General features: G+C 70.6%; 16 protein-coding genes and 4 pseudogenes. 8 read left to right on the plus strand and 12 right to left on the minus strand.

Features of this window, described 5'->3' with window-relative positions; genetic code table 11:
• Positions 1-12: 12 nt before the first annotated feature.
• Entirely contained in the window at positions 13-642 is a 630-nt protein-coding gene (locus tag QM711_RS09495) for an acetyltransferase (RefSeq protein WP_415098676.1), read from the minus strand.
• A gap of 274 nt (positions 643-916) precedes the next feature.
• On the opposite strand from QM711_RS09495, the gene QM711_RS09500 reads away from it, so the two are divergent.
• Positions 917-1,792, plus strand: coding sequence for an LCP family protein (locus QM711_RS09500; protein ID WP_415098678.1), 876 nt, complete (start codon positions 917-919; stop codon positions 1,790-1,792).
• A 19-nt stretch (positions 1,793-1,811) separates the two neighbouring features.
• Here QM711_RS09500 and QM711_RS09505 read toward each other — a convergent pair whose 3' ends face one another.
• The 8 genes and pseudogenes from QM711_RS09505 to QM711_RS09540 all read right to left on the minus strand — a co-directional run bounded on the left by QM711_RS09505 (position 1,812) and on the right by QM711_RS09540 (position 10,883).
• Positions 1,812-3,230, minus strand: a complete 1,419-nt coding sequence (locus QM711_RS09505) for a hypothetical protein (protein ID WP_415098680.1) — start codon at positions 3,228-3,230, stop codon at positions 1,812-1,814.
• A gap of 156 nt (positions 3,231-3,386) precedes the next feature.
• A pseudogene (gene argH / locus QM711_RS09510) lies at positions 3,387-4,825 on the minus strand (argininosuccinate lyase).
• A gap of 1 nt (position 4,826) precedes the next feature.
• Entirely contained in the window at positions 4,827-5,327 is a 501-nt protein-coding gene (locus tag QM711_RS09515) for an arginine repressor (RefSeq protein WP_415098682.1), read from the minus strand.
• Positions 5,324-6,529, minus strand: coding sequence for an acetylornithine transaminase (locus QM711_RS09520; protein WP_415098684.1), 1,206 nt, complete (start codon positions 6,527-6,529; stop codon positions 5,324-5,326). The genes QM711_RS09515 and QM711_RS09520 overlap by 4 nt, the downstream gene beginning before the upstream one ends.
• Positions 6,526-7,449, minus strand: a complete 924-nt coding sequence (gene argB / locus QM711_RS09525; protein ID WP_415098686.1) for an acetylglutamate kinase — start codon at positions 7,447-7,449, stop codon at positions 6,526-6,528. The genes QM711_RS09520 and argB overlap by 4 nt, the downstream gene beginning before the upstream one ends.
• Complete coding sequence (gene argJ / locus QM711_RS09530) at positions 7,446-8,600, minus strand: bifunctional glutamate N-acetyltransferase/amino-acid acetyltransferase ArgJ (RefSeq protein ID WP_415098688.1); 1,155 nt, start codon at positions 8,598-8,600, stop codon at positions 7,446-7,448. The genes argB and argJ overlap by 4 nt, the downstream gene beginning before the upstream one ends.
• On the minus strand, positions 8,597-9,652 hold the full coding sequence (gene argC / locus QM711_RS09535; RefSeq protein ID WP_415098690.1) for an N-acetyl-gamma-glutamyl-phosphate reductase: 1,056 nt from the start codon (positions 9,650-9,652) through the stop codon (positions 8,597-8,599). The genes argJ and argC overlap by 4 nt, the downstream gene beginning before the upstream one ends.
• A 451-nt stretch (positions 9,653-10,103) precedes the next feature.
• Positions 10,104-10,883, minus strand: a complete 780-nt coding sequence (locus QM711_RS09540) for an HAD-IIA family hydrolase (RefSeq protein WP_415098692.1) — start codon at positions 10,881-10,883, stop codon at positions 10,104-10,106.
• A gap of 120 nt (positions 10,884-11,003) precedes the next feature.
• On the opposite strand from QM711_RS09540, the pseudogene hemC reads away from it, so the two are divergent.
• The 7 genes and pseudogenes from hemC to QM711_RS09575 all read left to right on the plus strand — a co-directional run.
• Positions 11,004-11,774: pseudogene (hemC, locus tag QM711_RS09545) on the plus strand (hydroxymethylbilane synthase); the annotation flags it as partial.
• A 261-nt stretch (positions 11,775-12,035) separates the two neighbouring features.
• Positions 12,036-12,740: a uroporphyrinogen-III synthase gene (locus QM711_RS09550; protein WP_415099948.1), complete on the plus strand. Its 705-nt coding sequence runs from the start codon at positions 12,036-12,038 to the stop codon at positions 12,738-12,740.
• A pseudogene (gene hemB, locus QM711_RS09555) lies at positions 12,737-13,721 on the plus strand (porphobilinogen synthase). The gene QM711_RS09550 and the pseudogene hemB overlap by 4 nt, the downstream one beginning before the upstream one ends.
• A complete protein-coding gene (hemL, locus tag QM711_RS09560; RefSeq protein WP_415098694.1) occupies positions 13,718-15,016 on the plus strand; it encodes a glutamate-1-semialdehyde 2,1-aminomutase in 1,299 nt (432 codons plus the stop codon). Before hemB ends, hemL begins: the two are co-directional and overlap by 4 nt.
• Positions 15,013-15,264: a hypothetical protein gene (locus QM711_RS09565; protein ID WP_415098696.1), complete on the plus strand. Its 252-nt coding sequence runs from the start codon at positions 15,013-15,015 to the stop codon at positions 15,262-15,264. The genes hemL and QM711_RS09565 overlap by 4 nt, the downstream gene beginning before the upstream one ends.
• A pseudogene (gene cobA / locus QM711_RS09570) lies at positions 15,261-15,992 on the plus strand (uroporphyrinogen-III C-methyltransferase); the annotation flags it as partial. The gene QM711_RS09565 and the pseudogene cobA, both read left to right, overlap by 4 nt.
• Positions 15,993-16,148: 156 nt before the next feature.
• Positions 16,149-16,520, plus strand: a complete 372-nt coding sequence (locus QM711_RS09575; protein ID WP_415099950.1) for a GNAT family N-acetyltransferase — start codon at positions 16,149-16,151, stop codon at positions 16,518-16,520.
• A 52-nt stretch (positions 16,521-16,572) separates the two neighbouring features.
• Here the strand turns inward: QM711_RS09575 and QM711_RS09580 are convergent, their stop codons facing one another.
• The 3 genes from QM711_RS09580 to QM711_RS09590 are packed head-to-tail and all read right to left on the minus strand — an operon-like array spanning position 16,573 to position 20,185.
• Complete coding sequence (locus tag QM711_RS09580; protein WP_415098698.1) at positions 16,573-17,253, minus strand: sugar transferase; 681 nt, start codon at positions 17,251-17,253, stop codon at positions 16,573-16,575.
• Positions 17,250-18,389 carry a DegT/DnrJ/EryC1/StrS family aminotransferase gene (locus QM711_RS09585; protein WP_415098700.1) on the minus strand — a complete coding sequence of 380 codons (1,140 nt, stop codon included), beginning with the start codon at positions 18,387-18,389 and terminating at the stop codon, positions 17,250-17,252. The genes QM711_RS09580 and QM711_RS09585 overlap by 4 nt, the downstream gene beginning before the upstream one ends.
• A complete protein-coding gene (locus QM711_RS09590; protein WP_415098703.1) occupies positions 18,386-20,185 on the minus strand; it encodes a polysaccharide biosynthesis protein in 1,800 nt (599 codons plus the stop codon). The genes QM711_RS09585 and QM711_RS09590 overlap by 4 nt, the downstream gene beginning before the upstream one ends.
• Positions 20,186-20,267: the final 82 nt, after the last annotated feature.

A 20,267-nucleotide genomic window follows, 5' to 3' on the forward strand; every position in this document is an offset into this window, starting at 1 on the left:
GGAGTCACCCGGTCATGGCCAGCGGGCCGGCACACCCTTGGCGACCGCCTGGTCGGGCACGTCCCGGGTGACGCAGGCGGCGGCTCCGATCACCACATCGCTGCCGATCCGGAGGCCCTGCAGGACGACTGCGCCGGCACCCACCAGGGTGCGGGCGCCGATCGAGCAGTCACCCGACACGATCGCGCCGGGGTTCACCGAGGCGCAGTGGCCCAGCCGGGCGTCGTGGCCGATGGTCGCCTGGGGATTGAGGTGGACGTGGCCGCCGACCTCGACGCAGTTGGACACCGCGACACCGGCGCAGACCACGGTGCCCGCACCGAAGGTCGTGCTCGCACCGACGGTCGCCGACGGATGGATCAGCGTCGCCGCCCGCAGGCCGGCGGCCTCCAGCCGGGCGGCGATCCGCTGACGGGTGGCCGGCACTCCGATACCGACCACGAACCACTCCGCCGCAGGAGCGGCCGAATAGTCGTCCAAGCCGCCCAGAATGGGGACGTCCCGGGCGGCCAGCCGCAGACGGTTGGCGGCGGAAGGGGCATCGTCCACCACGCCGAGCACATTCCAGCGCCCCGGGCTCGCCCGATTGATCGCGGCCACCACATCGAGGGTTTCCCGGCCGAATCCCGCGGCCCCGACCACGATCAGAGAATCGCTAATCGTTCCTCCCGCTGGTGAATCCGGCGCCGGTGTAGGCGGCAGCGTCGTGATGAAACCCTAGTGCAACGCCCGGGCGGCGCCCGGGTAGGATCGGACGACCTGTAGGACGAGAGAAGGACCGGCCTTGCCCCGCCCCGGTGCGACAACTCCCCACCCCCCGACCGGTGCAGCCCAGCCATCGGCCCCTGGAGCGCCTGCCGTCACGACTCGCGCCCGACGGCGTTTCCCGATCTGGCTGCGTGTGGTCGCCGTCGGCGTGGGGGTGGCGCTAGTGATCGGCGGCTTCTACCTGACCCGTGGGCTGCTGGCGCTCGGCCAGCTGAAGCGGGATCCGGGGCTCGCCACGGACTACGACGGCCGCCCGGTCGCCGGTAAGGGGCAGAACTTCCTGGTGCTCAGCCGGTCCACCAGCGATCGCACGGACGTGGTGATCGTCGTCCACCTGAACCAGGAACGAAACCAGCTCCAGCTGGTATCCCTGCCAAGGGACCTGGAGATAACCGTGGGCGGAATCCGGGACCAACTGGCAGATTTCTCGGCGGCCGACCGCCCCGGCGTCCTGCGTGCCGTCGAAAGCCTGCTCGGAGCCCGGATGGCGCACGTCGCCCAGGTGGACATCAAGGGTTTCGTCGGCCTCACCGAGACGCTGGGCGGCGTCACCGTCGACAACCCGTACCGTTCCACCACCCCGACGGGGATCACCTTCGAACGTGGGGTGATCACCGTCCGCGGCGAAACCGCGCTCGCCTTCGTCGGCGACGACTCGGCGATCCCCGACCGTGACCGGGTGCTTGCCGAACGCCAGCGCTCGGTGCTGCGCGGGGTGGTGCTCAAGGTGCTCCGACCGGAGACCCTGGCCAACCCGGTGACCTTCAGCGCGGTCGCCGATGAACTCGTCCGCTACGTCATCGTCGACGAATCTCTGACCACAGCTGCGCTGTGGGACTACGCGACCACGACGCGGCTTGGCGGTTCCGCCGACATCCGCGCGGCCCAGCCACCGGTCCGGGGCACCAGTTCCACCCCGACCGGCGATGTGATCACCCTGCTCGACCGGGCCAAGCTGGCTGAACTGGGCGACGCGCTGCGATCCGACACGATGGCCGCCTACCAGGCCAGGTATCCCGCCTGAGCCGGTCGTGACGAGCGGGTCAGCCCATCACCAGCGTTCGCACGAATCGTGTCGCTGAGATCAGCCGCCGGCCCGAAAGCAGCAGATAGCAGACCCAGGCCAGGCCGTACCAGCCGGCCGCCGGCCACGCCGGCACCACGACCGCCACCACGACGAATACCGCCGTGACTGCGAGTTCGGCCAGCAGCCCGGTCCATGCCGAGACTCGGAGGATCCGCCACAGCACCAACTCAGCGACCGTTGCCCGCACCACGATCAGCCCGAGGATTGAGCCCACCGCGAGGTTCAGGTCACCCAGCCAGCCGACCGTCACCAGCGCGGCCGCCACGGCGAGCAGCACGCCGCCGGCGTTCACCAGCAGCAGGCTGCGCTCAGCCCGCAGGTCCTTCAGGAACGAGGTGATCAGCAGGGCCATCCGGCCCTCGAACACGAAAGCGGGGAACAGCACCGCGAGGTAGGCGAGCGTCTCGGCGTAGTCGGGCAACCAGGCGGCCAGCACCACCCGGAGCGGGAAGAAGACCAGCAGGGCCGCCAGCGCGGCCACCATGTAGACGCACCGGAAAGCGAGGAAGAGCTGGGGCTTGCGGGCCGGGTCCAGCCTGCGCAGGGTCGGAAAGACGACCACACCGACGGCGTTGACGAACACCATGAAGATGTTGCTCAAGCTCAGCGAGAGCGACACCTTGCCGAAGACCACCACGCTCCAATGCCGTTCGATGGCGAACCGGACCACACCGATCATCAGGATGCTGGAGAGATTTGCCAGCATCAGCTTCACTCCGACGACAATGCTGCGCCAGGCCTCCGGCAGGACCGGCTCGCCGCGCGGGACCCGTGCCAGGACGAGATCGCGGCACCAGACGGAGGCCAGCACGAACGACCCGCCCTTGGCGATCAGGTCGCACACGATCAGGGCGCGAAACCCGGTTCCGCCGAACCCGAACCACGCGGTCACCAGCGCGATGAACAGGATCGACTCCACGGCCAGGATGCGGGCGTACCGGGCGATCAGATTCGTCGCCTGGCACAGCAGCAGCAGGAAGCTGCGGCCGCCCAGCAGCAGCGTGGCCACCCCCGTCATGCCGACCACGAACGCCCGCTCGGGCTCCGGGGCGAGCCAGGCCGCGGTCGCCGCGAGCGCCCCGCCGACCAGCAGCTGCGTCGCGATCAGCAACCGGAACTGGCCGGCGAAGACCCCGCGGTCGAGGCTGTCGTAGTGTCGTCCGCCGTAGCGAAGGTACATCCCGTCGTTCCAGCCGAACTGGAGCACCCCGACGTAGCCGATATAGAAGACGTAGAGCTGCCAGTAGGAGAAGTCGGTCACGCCAAGCAGCCGCGGGAACAACAGGGTGCCGCCCACCGAGACCAGCGCGGCAAGCACGTTGGTCGCACCCGACTGGGAGGCGCTGATCAGGAAGTCGCGGGCGCCATGCCTCACCGGCCCGTCCGATCGCGGGCGAGGTCGGCGACTGGCGGCATCCGGACTCCTAGCTCGGTGGGGTGACGCGTGATCGCGTCCGGCAGAGGTCTACGCCGCGAGCGTAGTGGGTGTCGGTGTGGGAGCCGTCCGGACGTCCCGATCGGGGCCTCGCCGTCAGCTGCCCTGGGCCAGCCCGGCGACCCTCTCGCGGAGTTCGGCCAGCTGCTCGGCGACCCGGACGGGGGCGGTGCCACCGCGTCCGTCCCGGGCGGCGACCGAGCCTTCCACGGTCAGCACCTCGAGCACCTGGGCGGTCAGCGCCGGGTGGATTTCGGCGACCTGCTCGGCGGTCAGGTCGGGCAGGTCGATGCCGCGGGTCTCGCAGTACCTGACCGCGGCGCCGGTGATGTCGTGAGCCTGGGCGAACGGCACCCGCTGGCGGACCAGCCAGTCGGCCATGTCGGTGGCCAGCGAGAAACCGCGCGGCGCGAGGTCGGCCATCCGGTCGGTGTGGAAGGTGAGCGTGCCCACCATGCCGGCCACCGCCGGCACCAGCACCCGCAGCTGGTCCAGGCCGTCGAAGATGGGCTCCTTGCCTCCTGCAGGTCGCGGTTGTAGGCCAGTGGCAGGCCTTTGAGGGTGGCGAGCAGTCCGGCGAGATTGCCGATCAGGCGTCCGGCCTTGCCGCGAGCGAGTTCGGCGACGTCGGGGTTCTTCTTCTGCGGCATGATCGACGAACCGGTCGACCAGGCGTCGTCGAGGCTGGCGAAGCCGAACTCGACGGTGCACCAGAGGATGACCTCCTCGGCCAGCCGGGACAGGTCGACCGCGATCTGGGCCAGCACGTAGGCGGCCTCGGCGACCAGGTCGCGGGCGGACGTCCCGTCGATCGAGTTGGCCACCGAGCCGGCGAAGCCCAGGTCAGCCGCGACCGCTTCGGGGTCGAGGCCGAGTGAGGTGCCGGCCAGCGCGGCCGAGCCGTACGGGCTCTGAGCGAGCCTGGCGTCGAGGTCGGCCAGCCGCTGCAGGTCGCGGACCAGCGGCCAGGCATGGGCCAGCAGGTGATGCGAGAGCAGCACCGGCTGGGCGTGCTGCAGGTGGGTGCGGCCCGGCATCACCGCACCGAGATGCCGCTCGGCCTGGCCGGCCAGCGCCTCGATCACGCCGCCGAGCGACCCGCCGAGCACGCTGAGTTCGTCGCGCAGGTACAGCCGGATCAGGGTGGCGATCTGGTCGTTGCGGGACCGGCCGGCGCGCAGCCGTCCGCCCAGTTCGGGGCCGACCCGCTCGATCAGGCCGCGTTCCAGCGAGCCGTGCACGTCCTCGTCGGTGGGGGCGGCGACGTAGGCGCCGGAGACCACATCGGCCTCGAGGGCGTCCAGGCCGGCGATCATCCCGGTCAGCTCGTCGTCGGTGAGCAACCCTGCCGCGTGCAGCGCCCGGGCGTGCGCCCGGGAGCCGGCCAGGTCGTGCCGGGCCAGCCGCCAGTCGAACTGGGTGGATACCGACAGCGCGAACATGGCGTCCGCGGGGCCACCGGCGAACCGGCCGCCCCACAGGCGTCCGGCAGCCTCCGCGCCGTCGGTCGTCGGCTCGGCTGGGGGGTTGCTCATCTCACTCCGTTCGTGGGTTGTGGCTCATCGCCAGCATGGCCTCGGCCAGCGCGGGGCCACCGGTGGGGTCGCGGGTGATCACCGCGATGGTGTCGTCCCCGGCGATGGTGCCCAGCACCTCGGGCAGCGCCACCCGGTCGATCGCCGAGGCGAAGTACTGCGCCGCGCCCGGCGGCGTGCGCAGCACGGCAAGGTTCGCCGATCCCTCCGCCGAGACCAGCAGCTCGGCGCAGAGCCGGGACAGCCGGACGGTGGCGGCCGAGGAGTCGCCAGGAGTCTCGCCGGCCAGCAGGGCGTAGCTGAACTCGCCGTCCCCCTGCCGGATCCGGATGGCGCCGACGTCCACCAGGTCCTTGCTGAGGGTGCCCTGGGTGACGGCGACACCCTCCGCGGCCAGCAGCGCGGCCAGTTCGGTCTGGGACCGCACCGGCTGGCGTCCGATCAACTCGACGATCCGGGCCTGCCGGGCGGTCTTGGTCGGCGGCAGCCGCGATTCGCTCACCCTGCCTCCAGCAGCCTGGGCAGAGCGGCGACGAAGGCGTCCAGGTCGGCGTCGGAGATGATCAGCGGCGGTGCCAGCCGGAGCACGTTGGGTCGCGGTGCGTTGATCACGAAACCGGACGCCAGCGCGGCGTCGGCGACTGCCGCGGCGATCGGCTCGGTGAGCACCACGCCGCGCAGCAGGCCCTGGCCGCGCACCGTCGCGACACGCGGGTGATCGAGGTCGAGGATGCCGCGGGCCAGCCGCTCCCCCGCCGTCCGGACGCGGGCCAGCAGGCCGTCCCGTTCGATGATGCCGAGCACGGCGAGCCCGGCCGCCGCGGCCACCGGGTTGCCACCGAAGGTGGTGCCGTGCGCGCCCGGTCCGAGCAGGGACGCCGCCGCCCCGGTCGCCACGCAGGCGCCGACCGGGAAGCCGTTGCCGAGGCCTTTGGCGAAGGTGACGATGTCCGCGGTCACCCCGGAGCTCGCGCTGGCCAGCCAGTCACCGCAGCGTCCGATACCGGTCTGCACCTCGTCGACCCAGAGCAGGGCTCCGGCTGCCTGAGTTAGTTCGCGGACCTTCGCGAGGTAGCCGGACGGCGGCTCGACGACCCCGTTCTCGCCCTGGATCGGCTCCACGACCACCGCGGCCACCCGGTCGTCGAGGACGGCGGCCAGCGCGTCGGCGTCCCCGTACGGCACGAAGATCACTTCGCCGGGCAGCGGCTCGAACGGCTCCCGGTAGGCGGGGTTGCTGGTCAGCGCCAGCGCGCCGAGGCTGCGGCCGTGGAACGAGCCCTCCATCGCGACCAGCCGGGTCCGGCCGGTGCGCCGGGTGATCTTGAAGCCGGCCTCATTGGCCTCGGTGCCGGAGTTGGTGAAGAACACCCGGGCTTCGCGTCCAGGGTCGTTGGCGGTGGCGAAGGCCGCGAGTTTCTCGGCCAGCGCGATCTGGGTCGGGGTGGCGAAGAAGTTCGACACATGTCCCAGGGTGGACAGTTGCGCCGAGATGGCGCCGATCACCTGCGGGTGGGCGTGGCCGAGGGCGTTGACCGCCAAGCCGGCCAGCAGGTCCAGGTAGCGGTTGCCGTCGGCGTCCCAGAGATGGACGCCCTCGCCGCGGACGAAGACCCGTTTGGGGGCGCCGAAGGTGTTCATCAGCGCATGGCTGTAGCGCTCGGTGAGCTGGGCCTGGCTGGAGTCGTTGACCGAGATGGTCATGCCGTCACCTCGCCGGACTCGTCCTCGCGGACCACCATGGTGCCGATGCCTTCGGTGGTGAAGATCTCCAGCAGCAGGCTGTGGGCCACCCGGCCGTCGATGATGGTGGCCCGTCCGACGCCCTCGCGGATGGCCTGCAGGCAGGCCTCCATCTTGGGGATCATCCCGGCCTCCAGGGAGGGCAGCATCGCTTCCAGCTCGGGCGGCGTGATCTGGGCGATCACCTCTTCGCAGGTCGGCCAGTCGGCGTACAGGCCCTCGACGTCGGTCAGCACCACGAACCGCTCGGCGCCCAGTGCGACAGCCAGCGCGGCCGCGGCGGTGTCGGCGTTCACGTTGTGCACGTTGCCGTCCTCGTCGGGTGCGACGGTGGCGATCACCGGGATCCGTCCGCCGGCGATCAGGTCGAGCACCGTCTCAGGGCGGACGGTGGTGACATCGCCGACCAGGCCGATGTCGACGTGCTCGCCGTCGATGGTGACCCCGCGCCGGGTGGCGGTGAACAGCCCGGCGTCCTCACCCGACAGCCCGACGGCGAGCGGGCCGTGCGCGTTGAGCAGGCCGACCAGTTCGCGTCCCACCTGTCCGACCAGCACCATCCGGACGACGTCCATCGCTTCGGGCGAGGTGACCCGCAGTCCGCCGCGGAACTCGGACGGGATGCCGAGGCGTCCGAGCATCGACGAGATCTGCGGACCGCCGCCGTGCACCACCACCGGCTTCAAGCCGCAGCGGCGGAGGAAGACGATGTCGTCGGCGAAGGCACGCTTCAGCTCGTCGTTGACCATCGCGTTGCCGCCGTACTTGATCACCACGATCTTGCCGGCGTAGCGCTCCAGCCAGGGCAGCGCCTCGATCAGCGTCTCGGCCTTGTCGACCACCCCCGCGAGCGTCGCCCGGGTGCGTGTGGTGGGGCTCATGTGGAGTACTCCGCGTTCTCTTTGACGTAGTCGTAGGTGAGATCGTTGGTCCAGATGGTGGCGGTGGCGTCGCCGGCGTGCAGGTTCACGTCGACGGTCACCTCGCGTCCGGTGAGGTCGACCTCGGATCGGTCGGCGCCGAGCTGGCCGTCGACGAAGACGCCCACGCCGTTGAACGACACGTCGACGTGGTCGGGATCGAAGGCCGCGGCGACCGTGCCGGCGGAGGCCAGCACCCGGCCCCAGTTGGGGTCGTTGCCGAAGACCGCGCATTTGAACAGGTTGCTGCGGGCGACGGCGCGGGCGACGGCCAGTGCGTCGGTTTCGTTGGCCGCGCCGCTGACGGTGACCTCAATGTCGTGCGCCGAGCCTTCGGCGTCGGTGAGCAGCTGTCGGGCCAGCGAGTGGCAGACCCCGGTCAGCGCCTCGGTGAACTCCTCCACGTCGGCCTCCACCCCGGACGCCCCGCTGGCCAGCAGGATCACCGTGTCGTTGGTGGACATGCAGCCGTCGGAGTCGGTGCGGTCGAAGGTGAAGCCGGTCGCGGTCCGCAGTGCGGCGTCCAGCTGGTCGGGAGCGAGGATGGCGTCGGTGGTGAGGACCACCAGCATCGTCGCCAGCGCGGGGGCGAGCATGCCGGCGCCCTTGGCCATCCCGCCGATCGCCCAATGGTGGGGCGAGTGGTAATCGGCCTCCTTGGCGACGGTGTCAGTGGTCATGATCGCCTCGGCGGCCGCCGGCCCGCCCTCTTCGGAGAGATCCTGGGCGGCCAGTTCGATGCCGGCGAGCACCTTCGTCATCGGCAGCCGGACGCCGATCAGCCCGGTCGAGCAGACCGCGACATCGTCGACCTCGCAGCCGACCGATGCCGACGTCCACTCCGCCATCTGGCGGGCATCGTCGAAGCCGGCGCGTCCGGTGCAGGCGTTGGCTCCGCCGGAGTTCAGCACCACCGCGGCGAGGCGTCCGTTCGCGACGGCCTCGGCGGACCACAGCACCGGGGCGGCCTTGAAGGCGTTGGAGGTGAACACGGCGGCCGCGTGGGCGTCCGGACCGTTGTTGACCACGATCGCCAGGTCGGGGCGTCCGGATTCCTTGAGCCCGGCGGTGACACCGGTCGCGGTGAAGCCCTTGGGGGTGGTGACGCTCACGGCGCAACTCCGATCGTCGACAGGCCGGTGGTCTCGGGCAACCCGAGGGCCAGGTTCATGGATTGGACGGCGCCGCCCGCCGTCCCCTTGGTCAGATTGTCCAGGGCAGCGACGGCGACCAGGCGATTCGCGGCATGATCGACCGCGACCTGGACCTGGACGGCGTTGGAGCCGAGCACCGCCTGGGTCTGCGGCCAGATGCCCTCGGGCAGCAGGTGGACGAACGGTTCATCGGTGTAGGCGTCCGCATAGACGGCCCGCACCCGCTGGTCGAGCCCCGGTTGGTCGAGCTCGTCGAGACCCTTCCCGTCCAGCGGAGCGGTGACCGTCGCCAGGATGCCGCGCGCCATCGGCACCAGCACCGGGGTGAACGACAGCGTGGGTACCTCGGCGCCGAGCCGGCGGAAGTTCTGCAGCATCTCGGGGACGTGCCGGTGCACACCGCCGACCCCGTAGGCGCTGGCGTTGCCGAGAAGCTCGGCGGCGAGCAGGTTGACCTTGAGGCTCTTGCCCGCCCCGGACGGCCCGGTCGGGGCGACCACGACCACGTCCCGGCCGTCGGTAAGTCCGGCGGTCAGCGCCGGCAACAGGGCCAGCGTGACGGTGGTCGGGAAGCAGCCGGGGACGGCGATCCGCTTGGTCTCGGCCAGGGTTTCGCGTTGGCCGGGCAGCTCCGGGAGTCCGTAGGGCCAGGTGCCGGCGTGCGGCGTCCCGTAGAACTTCTCCCAGTCGGCGGCGTCGGTGAGCCGGAAGTCGGCACCGGCATCGATCACCAGCACGTCGTCGCCCAACTGCTCGGCGACCGCGGCGGACGCCCCGTGCGGCAGCGCCAGGAAGACCACATCGTGGCCGGCCAGGTTGTCAGGAGTAGTGTCGAGCACCTCGACGTCCGCCAGCGGCAGTAGGTGCGGGTGGTGTTCGATCAGCCGCGAACCCGCGCTGGACTTGGCCGTCAGGTTGCCGATGGTGACCTCAGGGTGCTGCAGCAGTAGGCGCAGCAGCTCGCCTCCGGCGTAGCCGGTGCACCCCGCGACAGCGATCCGAACAGACATAGGCATTACTATGCCGAACATGGAATGAATATTCCAATCAGGACGCTCTGGGATGTCGGGATCCCGCGGCCGGAGAACGTTCGGCGCCTCGGCGCGTTGGCTGACGATCGCGCCGCCCGTCGCCACGATCCCGAAAATTGCCTACTCGCTCGGTAGCCCCCAGGCTCAACGAGGCGGGCGGGTCCCAACGAGTGTGCAGTTTTCGGGATCGCCGGCGGATCCACGGGCACCGGTGGCCCGCGAGAACCCCGGTCCGCGGTGACAGACCCCACGATCGGGAGCTCGGGCCGGCCGTGAAATGGCGCGTGATCCTGGGCGCAGTGCACCGAGGCCGCCGGCCGAGGGCGTCAGATCACGCGCCATCTCACCGACACGCCAGCAGGGGTTGGATCGACCGCCGGCAAGCGGGTCGACCAGCCGAGGCGCACCTCGCGAGCAGCCCGGGCCCGGCTCAGACCTGGTCGATCAGTTCGTTCACGCCGCCCAGGATCTGATTCGGCCGGAACGGGTACTTCACGACGTCCTCGGTGGTGGTCAGTCCGGTCAGCACCAGCACGGTATGCAGGCCGGCCTCCATGCCCGCGATGATGTCGGTGTCCATCCGGTCGCCGATCATCGCGGTCGACTCGGAGTGTGCCTCGATCTTGCGCATGGCAGACCGGAACATCATCGGGTTGGGCTTGCCGACCACGTACGGCCGGCGATTGGTGGCAGCGGTGATCATCGCCGCGACGGCGCCCGCCGCGGGCAGCAGGCCCTCGCGCGACGGACCGGTGGTGTCGGGGTTGGTCACGATGAAACGCGCACCTTTGGTGATCAGCCGGATCGCCTTGGTGATCGCCTCGAAGGAGATGTTGCGGGTCTCGCCGAGCACGACGAAGTCGGGGTCGGTCTCGGTGAGGATGAAGCCGGCGTCGTGGATCGCGGTGGTGAGGCCGGCCTCGCCGATGACGAAGGCGGTCTTGGCCCCCGGCTGCTCGGCGAGGAAGGCACCGGTGGCCATGGCGGAGGTCCAGATGTTCTCCTCGGGGATCCGCAGGCCGGAGCGCTCAAGACGCGCGGCGAGATCGCGAGGAGTGAAGAGAGAGTTGTTGGTCAGGACCAGGAAGCGCTTGGACGTGTCCACCCAGCGCTCGATCAGTTCGGCCGCACCCGGGAGAGCCTGCTCCTCGTGCACGAGGACGCCGTCCATGTCGGTGAGCCAGCATTCGATGTCGCGAACCTTTCGCATACACCCATCGTAGCTCTTATTAGTCCAAACCACTAAAATATTCTTCTATTGCTTGCCGGAAGCCCATCAGTCCGACCAGTCACCGGAAGCGGGCGTCGGCGGCGTCCGCGGTGCGGCAAGATCGGAGGGGTGCAGATCAGGCTCGCGACCCGCGGTTCCCGACTCGCGCTGGCGCAGTCGGGAATGATCGCGGACGCCTTGCGCGGCCTGGGTGCCGAGGTCGAGTTGGTGCCGGTCAGGACCCTCGGCGATGTGTCGACCGCGCCGCTGTCCAGCATGGGCGGAGTGGGGGTGTTCGTGGCGGCCGTCCGTGAGGCGGTGCTGGACGGTCACTGCGATCTGGCCGTGCATTCGTTGAAGGACCTGCCCACCACCCCGGCCGTTGGGCTGGCGTTGGGTGCGATCCCCGAGCGGGAGGATCCCCGGGACGCCCTGTGCGCCCGCGACGGTCTCGGACTGTGGGGACTGCCGCGAGGCGCGAAGGTAGGGACCGGCTCCCCTCGGCGAGCCGCCCAGCTTCGGGCCGCCCGCTGGGATCTGGAGATCGTGGACATCCGGGGCAACGTCGACACCAGGCTGGGCCGGGTCGGTGCCGATCTGGACGCGGTGGTGCTGGCCGCTGCGGGTCTGAATCGGCTGGGTCGCGCGGACGCGATCACCGAGTACTTCGAGCCCGAGGTGATGCTGCCGGCACCCGCGCAAGGCGCGCTTGCCTTGGAATGCCGCGGCGACGATGCCGAACTGCTCGCACTGCTGGCGCGCCTCGATCACCTCCCCACTCGGATCGCGGTGGAGGCCGAGCGGGAGTTGATGCGGCTGGTCGAGGCGGGTTGTGCCGCGCCGTTCGGTGCACTGGCCGAGATCACCTCGGACCAGGACCCGACCCCCGGTGGTCGAGCTTGTCGAGACCCTGGCGAGACTGGTGGCGACGAGGGGTTTCGACAAGCTCAACCAACGGTGGCGCGGCTGCGACTGCAGGCTCGGCTGGCCGCCCCGGACGGGATGACGACTCTGGCCAAGTCGATCCGGGTCGGGAGCGGACCGACAGGGCTACCCCCACGCTCGCCCGACCCCCGAACTGTCGGCACCATCAAGGAGATCGTCGCCACCATGGCGCAGGACCTCGCGCCGCTGGTCGGGCTGCGGGTGCTGATGCCGCCGTCCAGGCTCGCCGAGGCGGTGGCCGTCCGGGGCGCCCAGGTGACGACGGCGACCTTCACTCGGCAGACGACTGTGACCGATCCCCGGCTCGGCGAGCGGATCGACGAGCTCGCCGCCGGTCGCTACGACTGGCTGGTGCTGACCTCGGCCCGGACTTTGGTCGCGTTCCGCGACCTCGGCGTCGACCTTGCCGCCGCCGTGCCAGAGGCCACCAAGGTCGCTGCCGTCGGGCCGGCGACCGCGGCCGCTGCCCGCGAGGCTGGGCTGCCGGTGGACCTGCTGCCTTCCTCGGGTTCCGGTGGGGCCGATCTGGCGGCGTCCTTCCCGGACGAACCCGGACGGGTGCTGGTCCCGGGAGCGGCCGACCCGGCCGCGGGGCTGGACGCCGGCCTCACCGCCGGCGGATTCCAGATCGACCGGGTCGGCGTCTATCGGACCGAGCCCGTCGACGGCCTCGATGAGGAGGTCCGCCTAGGCTGGCCGGACGGCTTCGACGCGTTCGTGGTGACCGCGCCCTCCGTGATCCGGGCCGCCACCGAGCTGCTCGATCGGCCCGGTCCCCCGGTCGTCGCACTGGGTCAGACCAGCGCGGCCGCCGCCCGGAAGGCCGGATTCACCGTGGTCGCGACCGCCGCCGAGGCAACCCCGGCCGGGCTGGTGAGCGCCCTGGCCACCCTGCGAAAGGAAGACCGATGATCGTCCGTCCCCGCCGGCTGCGCACCACGCCGGCGATGCGCGCTCTGGTGGCTGAGAACCCGCATCCACCCTGGTCAGCTGGTGCTGCCGATGTTCGTCGCCGAGGGGCTGGACGCCCCGCGTCCGATCAGCTCGCTGCCGGGGGTCGTCCAACACACCGTCGGTTCCCTGGTCGACGAGGTGCGCCGGTCCGTCACTCTCGGCTTGGGCGGCGTGATGCTGTTCGGCGTCCCCCGGCCTGAGGACAAGGACGCGGTCGGCTCGGTCGGCTCCGCGCCGGACGGCATTCTGAACCGAGCGTTGACCGCCGTCCGGGACGCCGTCGGCGACGACATCGTGATCATGGCCGATACCTGCCTGGACGAGTTCACCGACCACGGCCACTGCGGGGTGCTGGACGACCGGGGCCGGGTCGACAACGACGCCACCAACAACCGGTACGTGGAGCTGGCGCTCAGCCAGGCCCGGGCCGGCGCCCATGTGGTGGGGCCGTCCGGAATGATGGACGGGCAGGTGGCTGCGATCCGCGACGGCCTGGACGCCGCCGGCTTCGCCGATACCGCGATCCTCGCCTATGCCGCCAAGTACGCCTCCGCCTTCTACGGACCGTTCCGCGAGGCGGTGAACTCGTCCCTTTCCGGCGACCGGCGAAGCTACCAGCAGGATCCGGCGAACCGCCGCGAGGGCGTCCGGGAGGCTGATCTGGACGAGGCCGAGGGCGCCGACCTGCTGATGGTGAAGCCGGCCGGGTACTACCTCGATGTGCTCGCCGACATCGCCGTCCGGTCCCAGGTCCCGGTCGCGGCGTATCACGTCTCGGGCGAGTACGCGATGGTGTGCGCCGCCGCCGAACGGGGTTGGCTGAACCGGGACGCCGCGCTGGCCGAGGCGGTCACCGCCATCCTGCGGGCTGGTGCCGACATCGTGCTGACCTATGCGGCGTCCGAGTTGGCGGAAACTGCGATCGGGAGCAAGCGATGAGTCTCTTTCAGCGGGCCTGCCGGGTGATCCCCGGCGGCGTGTCGTCGCCGGTCCGGGCGTTCGGATCGGTGGGTGGCGATCCGGTGTTCATCGCCCGGGCGTCCGGGCCGTACCTGTACGACGCCGACGGCCGCGAGTACGTGGACGCCGTCGGCTCGTGGGGTCCGGCTTTGCTCGGCCACGCGCACCCGGAGGTGGTGGCCGCGGTGCAGGCCGCGGCGGCGCGCGGACTGTCGTTCGGCGCGCCCACCCAGGCCGAAGTGGAGTTGGCCGAGGCCGTCCGGAGCCGGGTGCCGGAGGCGGAGAAGGTGCGTTTCGTCTCCACCGGGACCGAGGCGTGCATGACCGCGATCAGGCTGGCTCGCGGCGCCACCGGCCGCGACCTGGTGGTGAAGTTCGCCGGCTGCTACCACGGGCATTCCGACGGCCTGCTGGCGGCCGCCGGCTCGGGTGTCGCCACCCAGGGCCTGCCCGGCTCGGCCGGGGTCACCGCTGCGACCGCCGCCCAGACGATCGTGGTGCCCTACAACGATCCGGACGCACTGGAAGCGGCGTTCGGCGCACACCCGGACCAGATCGCCGCGGTGATCACCGAGCCTGCGCCGGCGAATATGGGTGTGGTTCCCCCGCGGGACGGATTCAACGCGTTCCTTCGCGAGATCACCCGGCGGCACGGCGCGCTGCTGATCTTCGACGAGGTGCTGACCGGTTTCCGGGTGGGTTACCGGGGCTGGTGGGGGCTGGAGCAGTCCGGCGAGACGCCGCTGGCTGAGGCGCCCGATCTGTTCACCTTCGGCAAGGTGGTCGGCGGCGGTATGCCGCTTGCCGCGATCGGCGGACGTGCCGAGCTGATGGAGCTGCTGGCCCCGATCGGCCCGGTCTATCAGGCGGGCACACTGTCCGGGAATCCGCTCGCGACGGCAGCGGGCATCACCACGCTGACGCTGGCCGACGAGAGTGTTTACCAGCGGGTGGACGCCGCGTCGTCCGCGCTGCGGGTGGCGATCGGTGCGGCCCTGGATTCGGCCGGGGTTCCGCACCGCGTGCAGGCGGCCGGATCGTTGTTCACCGTCTTCTTCGGCGAGTTCGACGGCCCGATCGACAACTATCCGGCCGCCCAGCAGCAGGACTCGGCGGCCTTCGCCCGGTTCTTCCATTCGATGCTGGACGCCGGGGTCGCCCTGCCCCCGTCCGGCTACGAGGCCTGGTTCCTGTCCGCGGCGCACGACGACGCCGTGCTGAACCGGATCGTGGACGCACTGCCGGCAGCCGCCCAGGCAGCGAGTCGATCGTGACAACGCTGCTGGTCGAGCTTGTCGAGGCGCCCAGCCAACCGCTGGTCGAGCTTGTCGAGACCCCCAAGGAAGCGCCGACTAGTCCGCACTCTCGCTGGTTGAGCTTGTCGAAACCCTTCGCCACAAGGGTCTCGACAAGCTCGACCGACGATGACCAGCGCTCCTGGAGCCAACCGTGGGGCGAGACCTGTCCGCCGGGCTTCGACAAGCTCGCCCAACCCAAGGTCACCCTGCGAGGTCCGCGGTGACCGGGCGGGTCACCCTGGTGGGCGGAGGTCCCGGTGATCCCGGGCTGCTCACGGTCGCCGGACTGGACGCGCTTCGTAGCGCCGATGTCGTCCTCTACGACCATCTGGCGCCGCTGGCCTGCCTGGACGAATGCCCGCCCGGCGCGTTGCTGATCGACGTCGGCAAGATCCCAGGTGGACGGGCGACGTCCCAGCAGCGGATCAACGAGCTGCTGATCGAGCACGCCCGGGCCGGACGGCACGTCGTCCGGTTCAAGGGCGGCGACCCGTTCGTGTTCGGACGCGGTGGCGAAGAGGTGCTGGCCTGTGCCGAGGCCGGGCTCGGCGTCGCGGTGATCCCCGGGGTCACCTCGGCGGTCGCCGGACCGGCGCTGGCCGGCATCCCGGTCACCCACCGTGGCGTCGTCCAGGCGTTCACCGTGGTCTCGGGACATGTCCCACCGGGCCACCCCGCCTCGACCACCGACTGGACGGCGCTGGCACGTGCCGGCCACACCATCGTGGTGCTGATGGGCGTCGCGAACCTGGGCCCGATCTGCGCCGAGCTCGTCGCCCAGGGACTCGCCCCCGATACCCCGGCGGCGGTGATCGCGGACGCCTGGCTGCCGACCATGCAGACCGTTCGCGCCAAGGTCACTGACATCGCTGAGCGGGCGAAGCAGGCCGGAATCCATGCGCCGGCGATCGCCGTGATCGGTGACGTTGCGGCTCAGGAACTGCCGGTCACCGCCCTCGCAGCCGGGCCGGCTCCGAGCGGGACCGAAGAAGCGATCACCGATCAACTCCGGCCCGCCCGCGTCGAGGACGCTGCCGAGCTGCTGGTCCTGCAACGTGCCTGCTGGGTACCGGACGCCATCGTCAACGACACCTTCGAGATCCCGGCGCTGCACGAAGACCTGGCCACCGTCCGGGCGAACGTCGCGACCTACGAGACCTGGGTGCTACGACGCGGACCGCGCCTGATCGGTGCGGCGCGCGGAGTTCTGCGCGGCACCGATTGGGAGGTCGGACGCCTCATGGTCGCCCCCGACCTGCAGGGCCAGGGACTCGGACGGCTGCTGCTGCAGCACATCGAACGCCAAGCGCCCCCGTCCGCGCGTCGACTGTGGCTGTTCACCGGCAAACGCAGCGCGGCGAATATTCGCCTCTACACCCGGGCCGGCTACCAACTCGTCCCGGACGACGACGATTCGCTCCCCCACGTCCCGCAGACCGTCCGTCTGGTGAAGTCCCAGGCCGGGGACCAGCAGGCCTGATCTCGTGGCTGGACGCCGCGTCGAGGGCCGGCAGACCTTCGTCGGGCAAGGCTCAGCGAGCCTCGGTGTGCTGCTCGACGACGTCCCGGTGAGCGGAGCTTCGGTCCGGCTGCACACCCCGGAACACCGGCATGGTGGCGTGCCCGGCTGCGCTGATCCCGTCACGACGCAGCACCGCGGACACCGTGGCGGCGAGAATCCAGCCGTCCAGCCGCGCGCACCTGCGATCGACGTACTCGACGTCGAGTCGCAGCCGCTCGGCCCAGTCCACCGCGTTGCGTCCGTGCACCTGGGCATACCCGGTGATGCCCGGCCGCACCTCGTGGCGGCGAGCCTGCTCCGGGGTGTAGCGCCCCAGGTATTCGGGCAGCAACGGCCGCGGGCCGACCAGGCTCATGTCCCCGCGAATCACGTTCCACAAGGTCGGCAGTTCGTCGAGACTGGTCGAGCGCAGCCACCGCCCGAACGGCGTGAGCCGATCGGCGTCCGAACCAGGGTCCGCGAAGGATTCCGGGACCCGCATGGTCCGGAATTTGTACAAAGTGAAGATCCGGCCGTCACGTCCGGGCCTCTGCTGGGCGAAGATCACCGGGCGTCCGTGCCGGCTGGCGACAGCGACCGCGGTGATCGCCAGCACGGGCAGGCTGAGCACCAGCGCGCCGGTGGCGGCGACCAGGTCGAAGACCCGCTTGCCGGCGTCGTAACGCGTCGGCCGACGCCGGCGCGCGGTCACCGAGTGCCGCTCGCCAGGAAGTCCGCGATCGTGCCCATCACCAGCCGGCGCTGCTCGTCGTCCAGCGACGAGCCGCTGGGTAGTGCCAGCCCGGTCCGGAAGAGTCGCTCGGCTGCGCCGGTGATGGTCCCGCGGCAGCCGGCGAAGACGGGCTGCAGATGCATCGGCTTCCAGAGCGGGCGGGACTCGATGCCCTGTGCGGCGAGCGCCGACGACAGTTGAGCGGCGGACCAGCCGGTCACGGCGTCGTCGACCAGCACCGCGGTCAGCCAGCAGTTGTCCCCGTCGTCGTCGGCAGCCCCGAAGATGGTCGCGCCGTCCACCGGGGCGAACAGTTCGCCGTAGCTGCGACGCAGCTCGCGCCGACACCGGATCATCTCGTCGAGCCGGCCGAGCTGGGCCCGGCCCAACGCGGCCAGCACGTTGCTCAGCCGGTAGTTGTAGCCGATCTCGGTGTGCTCGTAGTGCGCCGCCGGCTGCCGTGCCTGGGTGGCCAGGTAGCGGGTCCGCTCGGCCAGTTCGGCATCGTCGGTGAGCAGCATGCCGCCCCCCGAGGTGGTCATGATCTTGTTGCCGTTGAACGACAACACGGCGGCCCGACCGAAGCTTCCGGCCGGCCGCCCGGCATGTCGCGCACCCAGCGACTCCGCGGCGTCGGCGAGCACCGGGACGCCGAACTCCTCGGCGATCGGCGCAATCGCGGTGTAGTCGGCGGACTTGCCCAGCAGGTCGACCGGGATGATCGCGGACGCCTCGCGTCCCGCCGCGCGCAGGCCGCAGAGCGCCTCGCGCAACAGTGCCGGGTCGATGGTGCCCGTCTGGGGTAGGCAGTCGACGAAGTAGGGTTCGGCGCCGGTGTAGACGATCGCGTTCGCGGTGGCCGCGAAGGTCATCGTGGCGGCGATCACCACGTCTCCCGGCCGCACCCCGAGCCCCAGCAGTCCCAGGTGCAGGGCGGCCGTGCCCGAACTGAGTGCGACACCGCAACCGACCCCGACGCGCTCGGCGACCTCACGCTCGAAGGCGTCCACTTCGGGGCCAAGGGGCGCCACCCACCCGGAGCGGAGCGCGCGGAGGACCGCGGCTTCTTCGGCCGGACCGACGTCGGGGGGTGAGAGGTAGATCGGGGCCGTCACGCGGTCCTGCCCGCCGCGGTCGCGGCGAGCCGCAGATGAGGCGCCGGGCTCCGCCGTCCCGAACCCGCTGAGGTCCGGACCAGGGCGGGATCGACCGGCGGCACGCACACTCGGGAGATCAGCGGGTGCGCCGTCGTCGAGGAGACCTCCGAATCGCTGAACAGCACCTCGTGCATCTTCTCGCCGCGCCGCAGGCCGGTGAAGACGATCTCGACCCGCTTGCCGGACTCGGCGATCAGCCGCCTGGCCACGTCCACGATCTTGACCGGCTCGCCCATGTCCAGCACCAGCACCGATCCGGGATCGCCGATCGCGCCCGCCTGGATGACCAGTTGGCAAGCCTCCGGAATGGTCATGAAGAATCGAGTGATCTCCGGATCGATGACAGTGACCGGGCCGCCGCGGGCGATCTGCGCCCGGAACGTGTGCAGCACCGAACCACGTGATCCCAGCACATTGCCGAACCGCACCGACAGGTAATGGCCGTGTCCCTCGGCCGCGAACCAGGAGGTGAGCTCCTCGGCCCGGCGCTTCGTCCGACCCAGCACGCTGGTCGCGTCGGCGGCCTTGTCGGTGGAGATGTTCACGAAGTGGCGCACCTTGACCGCCGCCGCACACTCCAGCACGTTGAGGGTGCCCAGGACGTTGGTCTTCCAGCCCTCCTGCGGGTATTGCTCGAGCATCGGCAGGTGCTTCAGCGCAGCCGCGTGGAACACCACATCGGGCCGGTGAAAGTCGAACACCTCCTGCAGCGCCTCGCGATCGCGGATGTCGCAGAGCACCATGTCCGGAGTGTCGAGCAGCCCGGTTCCGTAGATCGACAACTGCACCGCATGCAGTCCCGACTCGTCACGGTCCAGGCAGATCAGTTCCCGCGGACCGAAGCCGTGCACCTGCCGGGCGATCTCGGCCCCGATCGACCCGCCGGCACCGGTGACCAGCACCACCTTGTCCCGCAGGTACCCGGCGATCGTGCCGAGGTCGGCCTGAACAGGATCGCGGCCCAGCAGATCGCCGACCTCGAATTCGTGCAACTGGTCCAGGCGCACGCGTCCACCGACTATGTCGCGGACCGGCGGCAGCACCAGCAACTTCAGCTGATGTGCCTCCAACTCCTCCGACAACGCGGCGAGGAATGTGGCGGGGGCGGACGGCATCGCCAGAATGACTGTTCGGACGTCTCGCTTCCGGGCGATCTCGGCGAGCGATTCCCGACCGCCGACGACTTTGCCGAAATCGAAGGAAAGGTAGCGTTTCGACGGATCGTCGTCGATCAATCCGACCACACGGTAGGGCGCGTCCGGATCGCCGAAGATCAGCTGACCCAGTTGGCGGCCGGCGTTGCCGGCACCGTAGATGAGAACACCCTCGCGCGACGCCAGGGGTGCCCGGCGCAGCGATCGCACAACAGTGGCCCGGCCGGCGAAACGCGCGGCCGCCATAAGCGCGAGCGCACCGATCGGCACCGTGATCACCACACCGCGGGGAAAGTCACGGAAGCCGATGAGCGCGAGCAACCCGATCGCCACGCCGATCACGCCGACCACCTTGGTGACCAGCACCGCCTCGTTGAAACTGCCCACCTGGGCGGCGCCCCGGTACAGCCGGACGCCGTAACCGACGGCAAGCTGCAGCAGGGCGGCGGTCACCGCGTAGAGACCGACCTGCCACCAGGTGACCCGGCCCAGGGTGAAGTCGTAGCGCGCCGCGACCAGGATCGTCGCGGCCAGGAACCAGCACGCCACGTCGACGCCGGCCAACCATCGGCGGGTGCGCAGGGATTCCAATGTGCGCACCAAGGAATCGCCGCGCCGGAAATGGTCGCGGGCGGCTTCGGCCGGGCGGCTACACCCGGGAATCGAAGCCGGTCCAGAGCTT

It is taken from the genome of Micropruina sp. (genome assembly GCF_047602385.1).
Classification (GTDB): domain Bacteria; phylum Actinomycetota; class Actinomycetes; order Propionibacteriales; family Propionibacteriaceae; genus Micropruina.

Excerpts from the sequence above, each read along its gene's own strand:
- argB (WP_415098686.1), bottom strand. The coding sequence starts at position 7,449 with ATGAGCCCCACCACACGCACCCGGGCGACGCTCGCGGGGGTGGTCGAC.
- hemL (WP_415098694.1), top strand. The coding sequence starts at position 13,718 with ATGAGTCTCTTTCAGCGGGCCTGCCGGGTGATCCCCGGCGGCGTGTCG.
- QM711_RS09550 (WP_415099948.1), top strand. The coding sequence starts at position 12,036 with ATGCCGCCGTCCAGGCTCGCCGAGGCGGTGGCCGTCCGGGGCGCCCAG.
- QM711_RS09540 (WP_415098692.1), bottom strand. The coding sequence starts at position 10,883 with ATGCGAAAGGTTCGCGACATCGAATGCTGGCTCACCGACATGGACGGC.
- argC (WP_415098690.1), bottom strand. The coding sequence starts at position 9,652 with ATGTCTGTTCGGATCGCTGTCGCGGGGTGCACCGGCTACGCCGGAGGC.
- QM711_RS09520 (WP_415098684.1), bottom strand. The coding sequence starts at position 6,529 with ATGACCATCTCGGTCAACGACTCCAGCCAGGCCCAGCTCACCGAGCGC.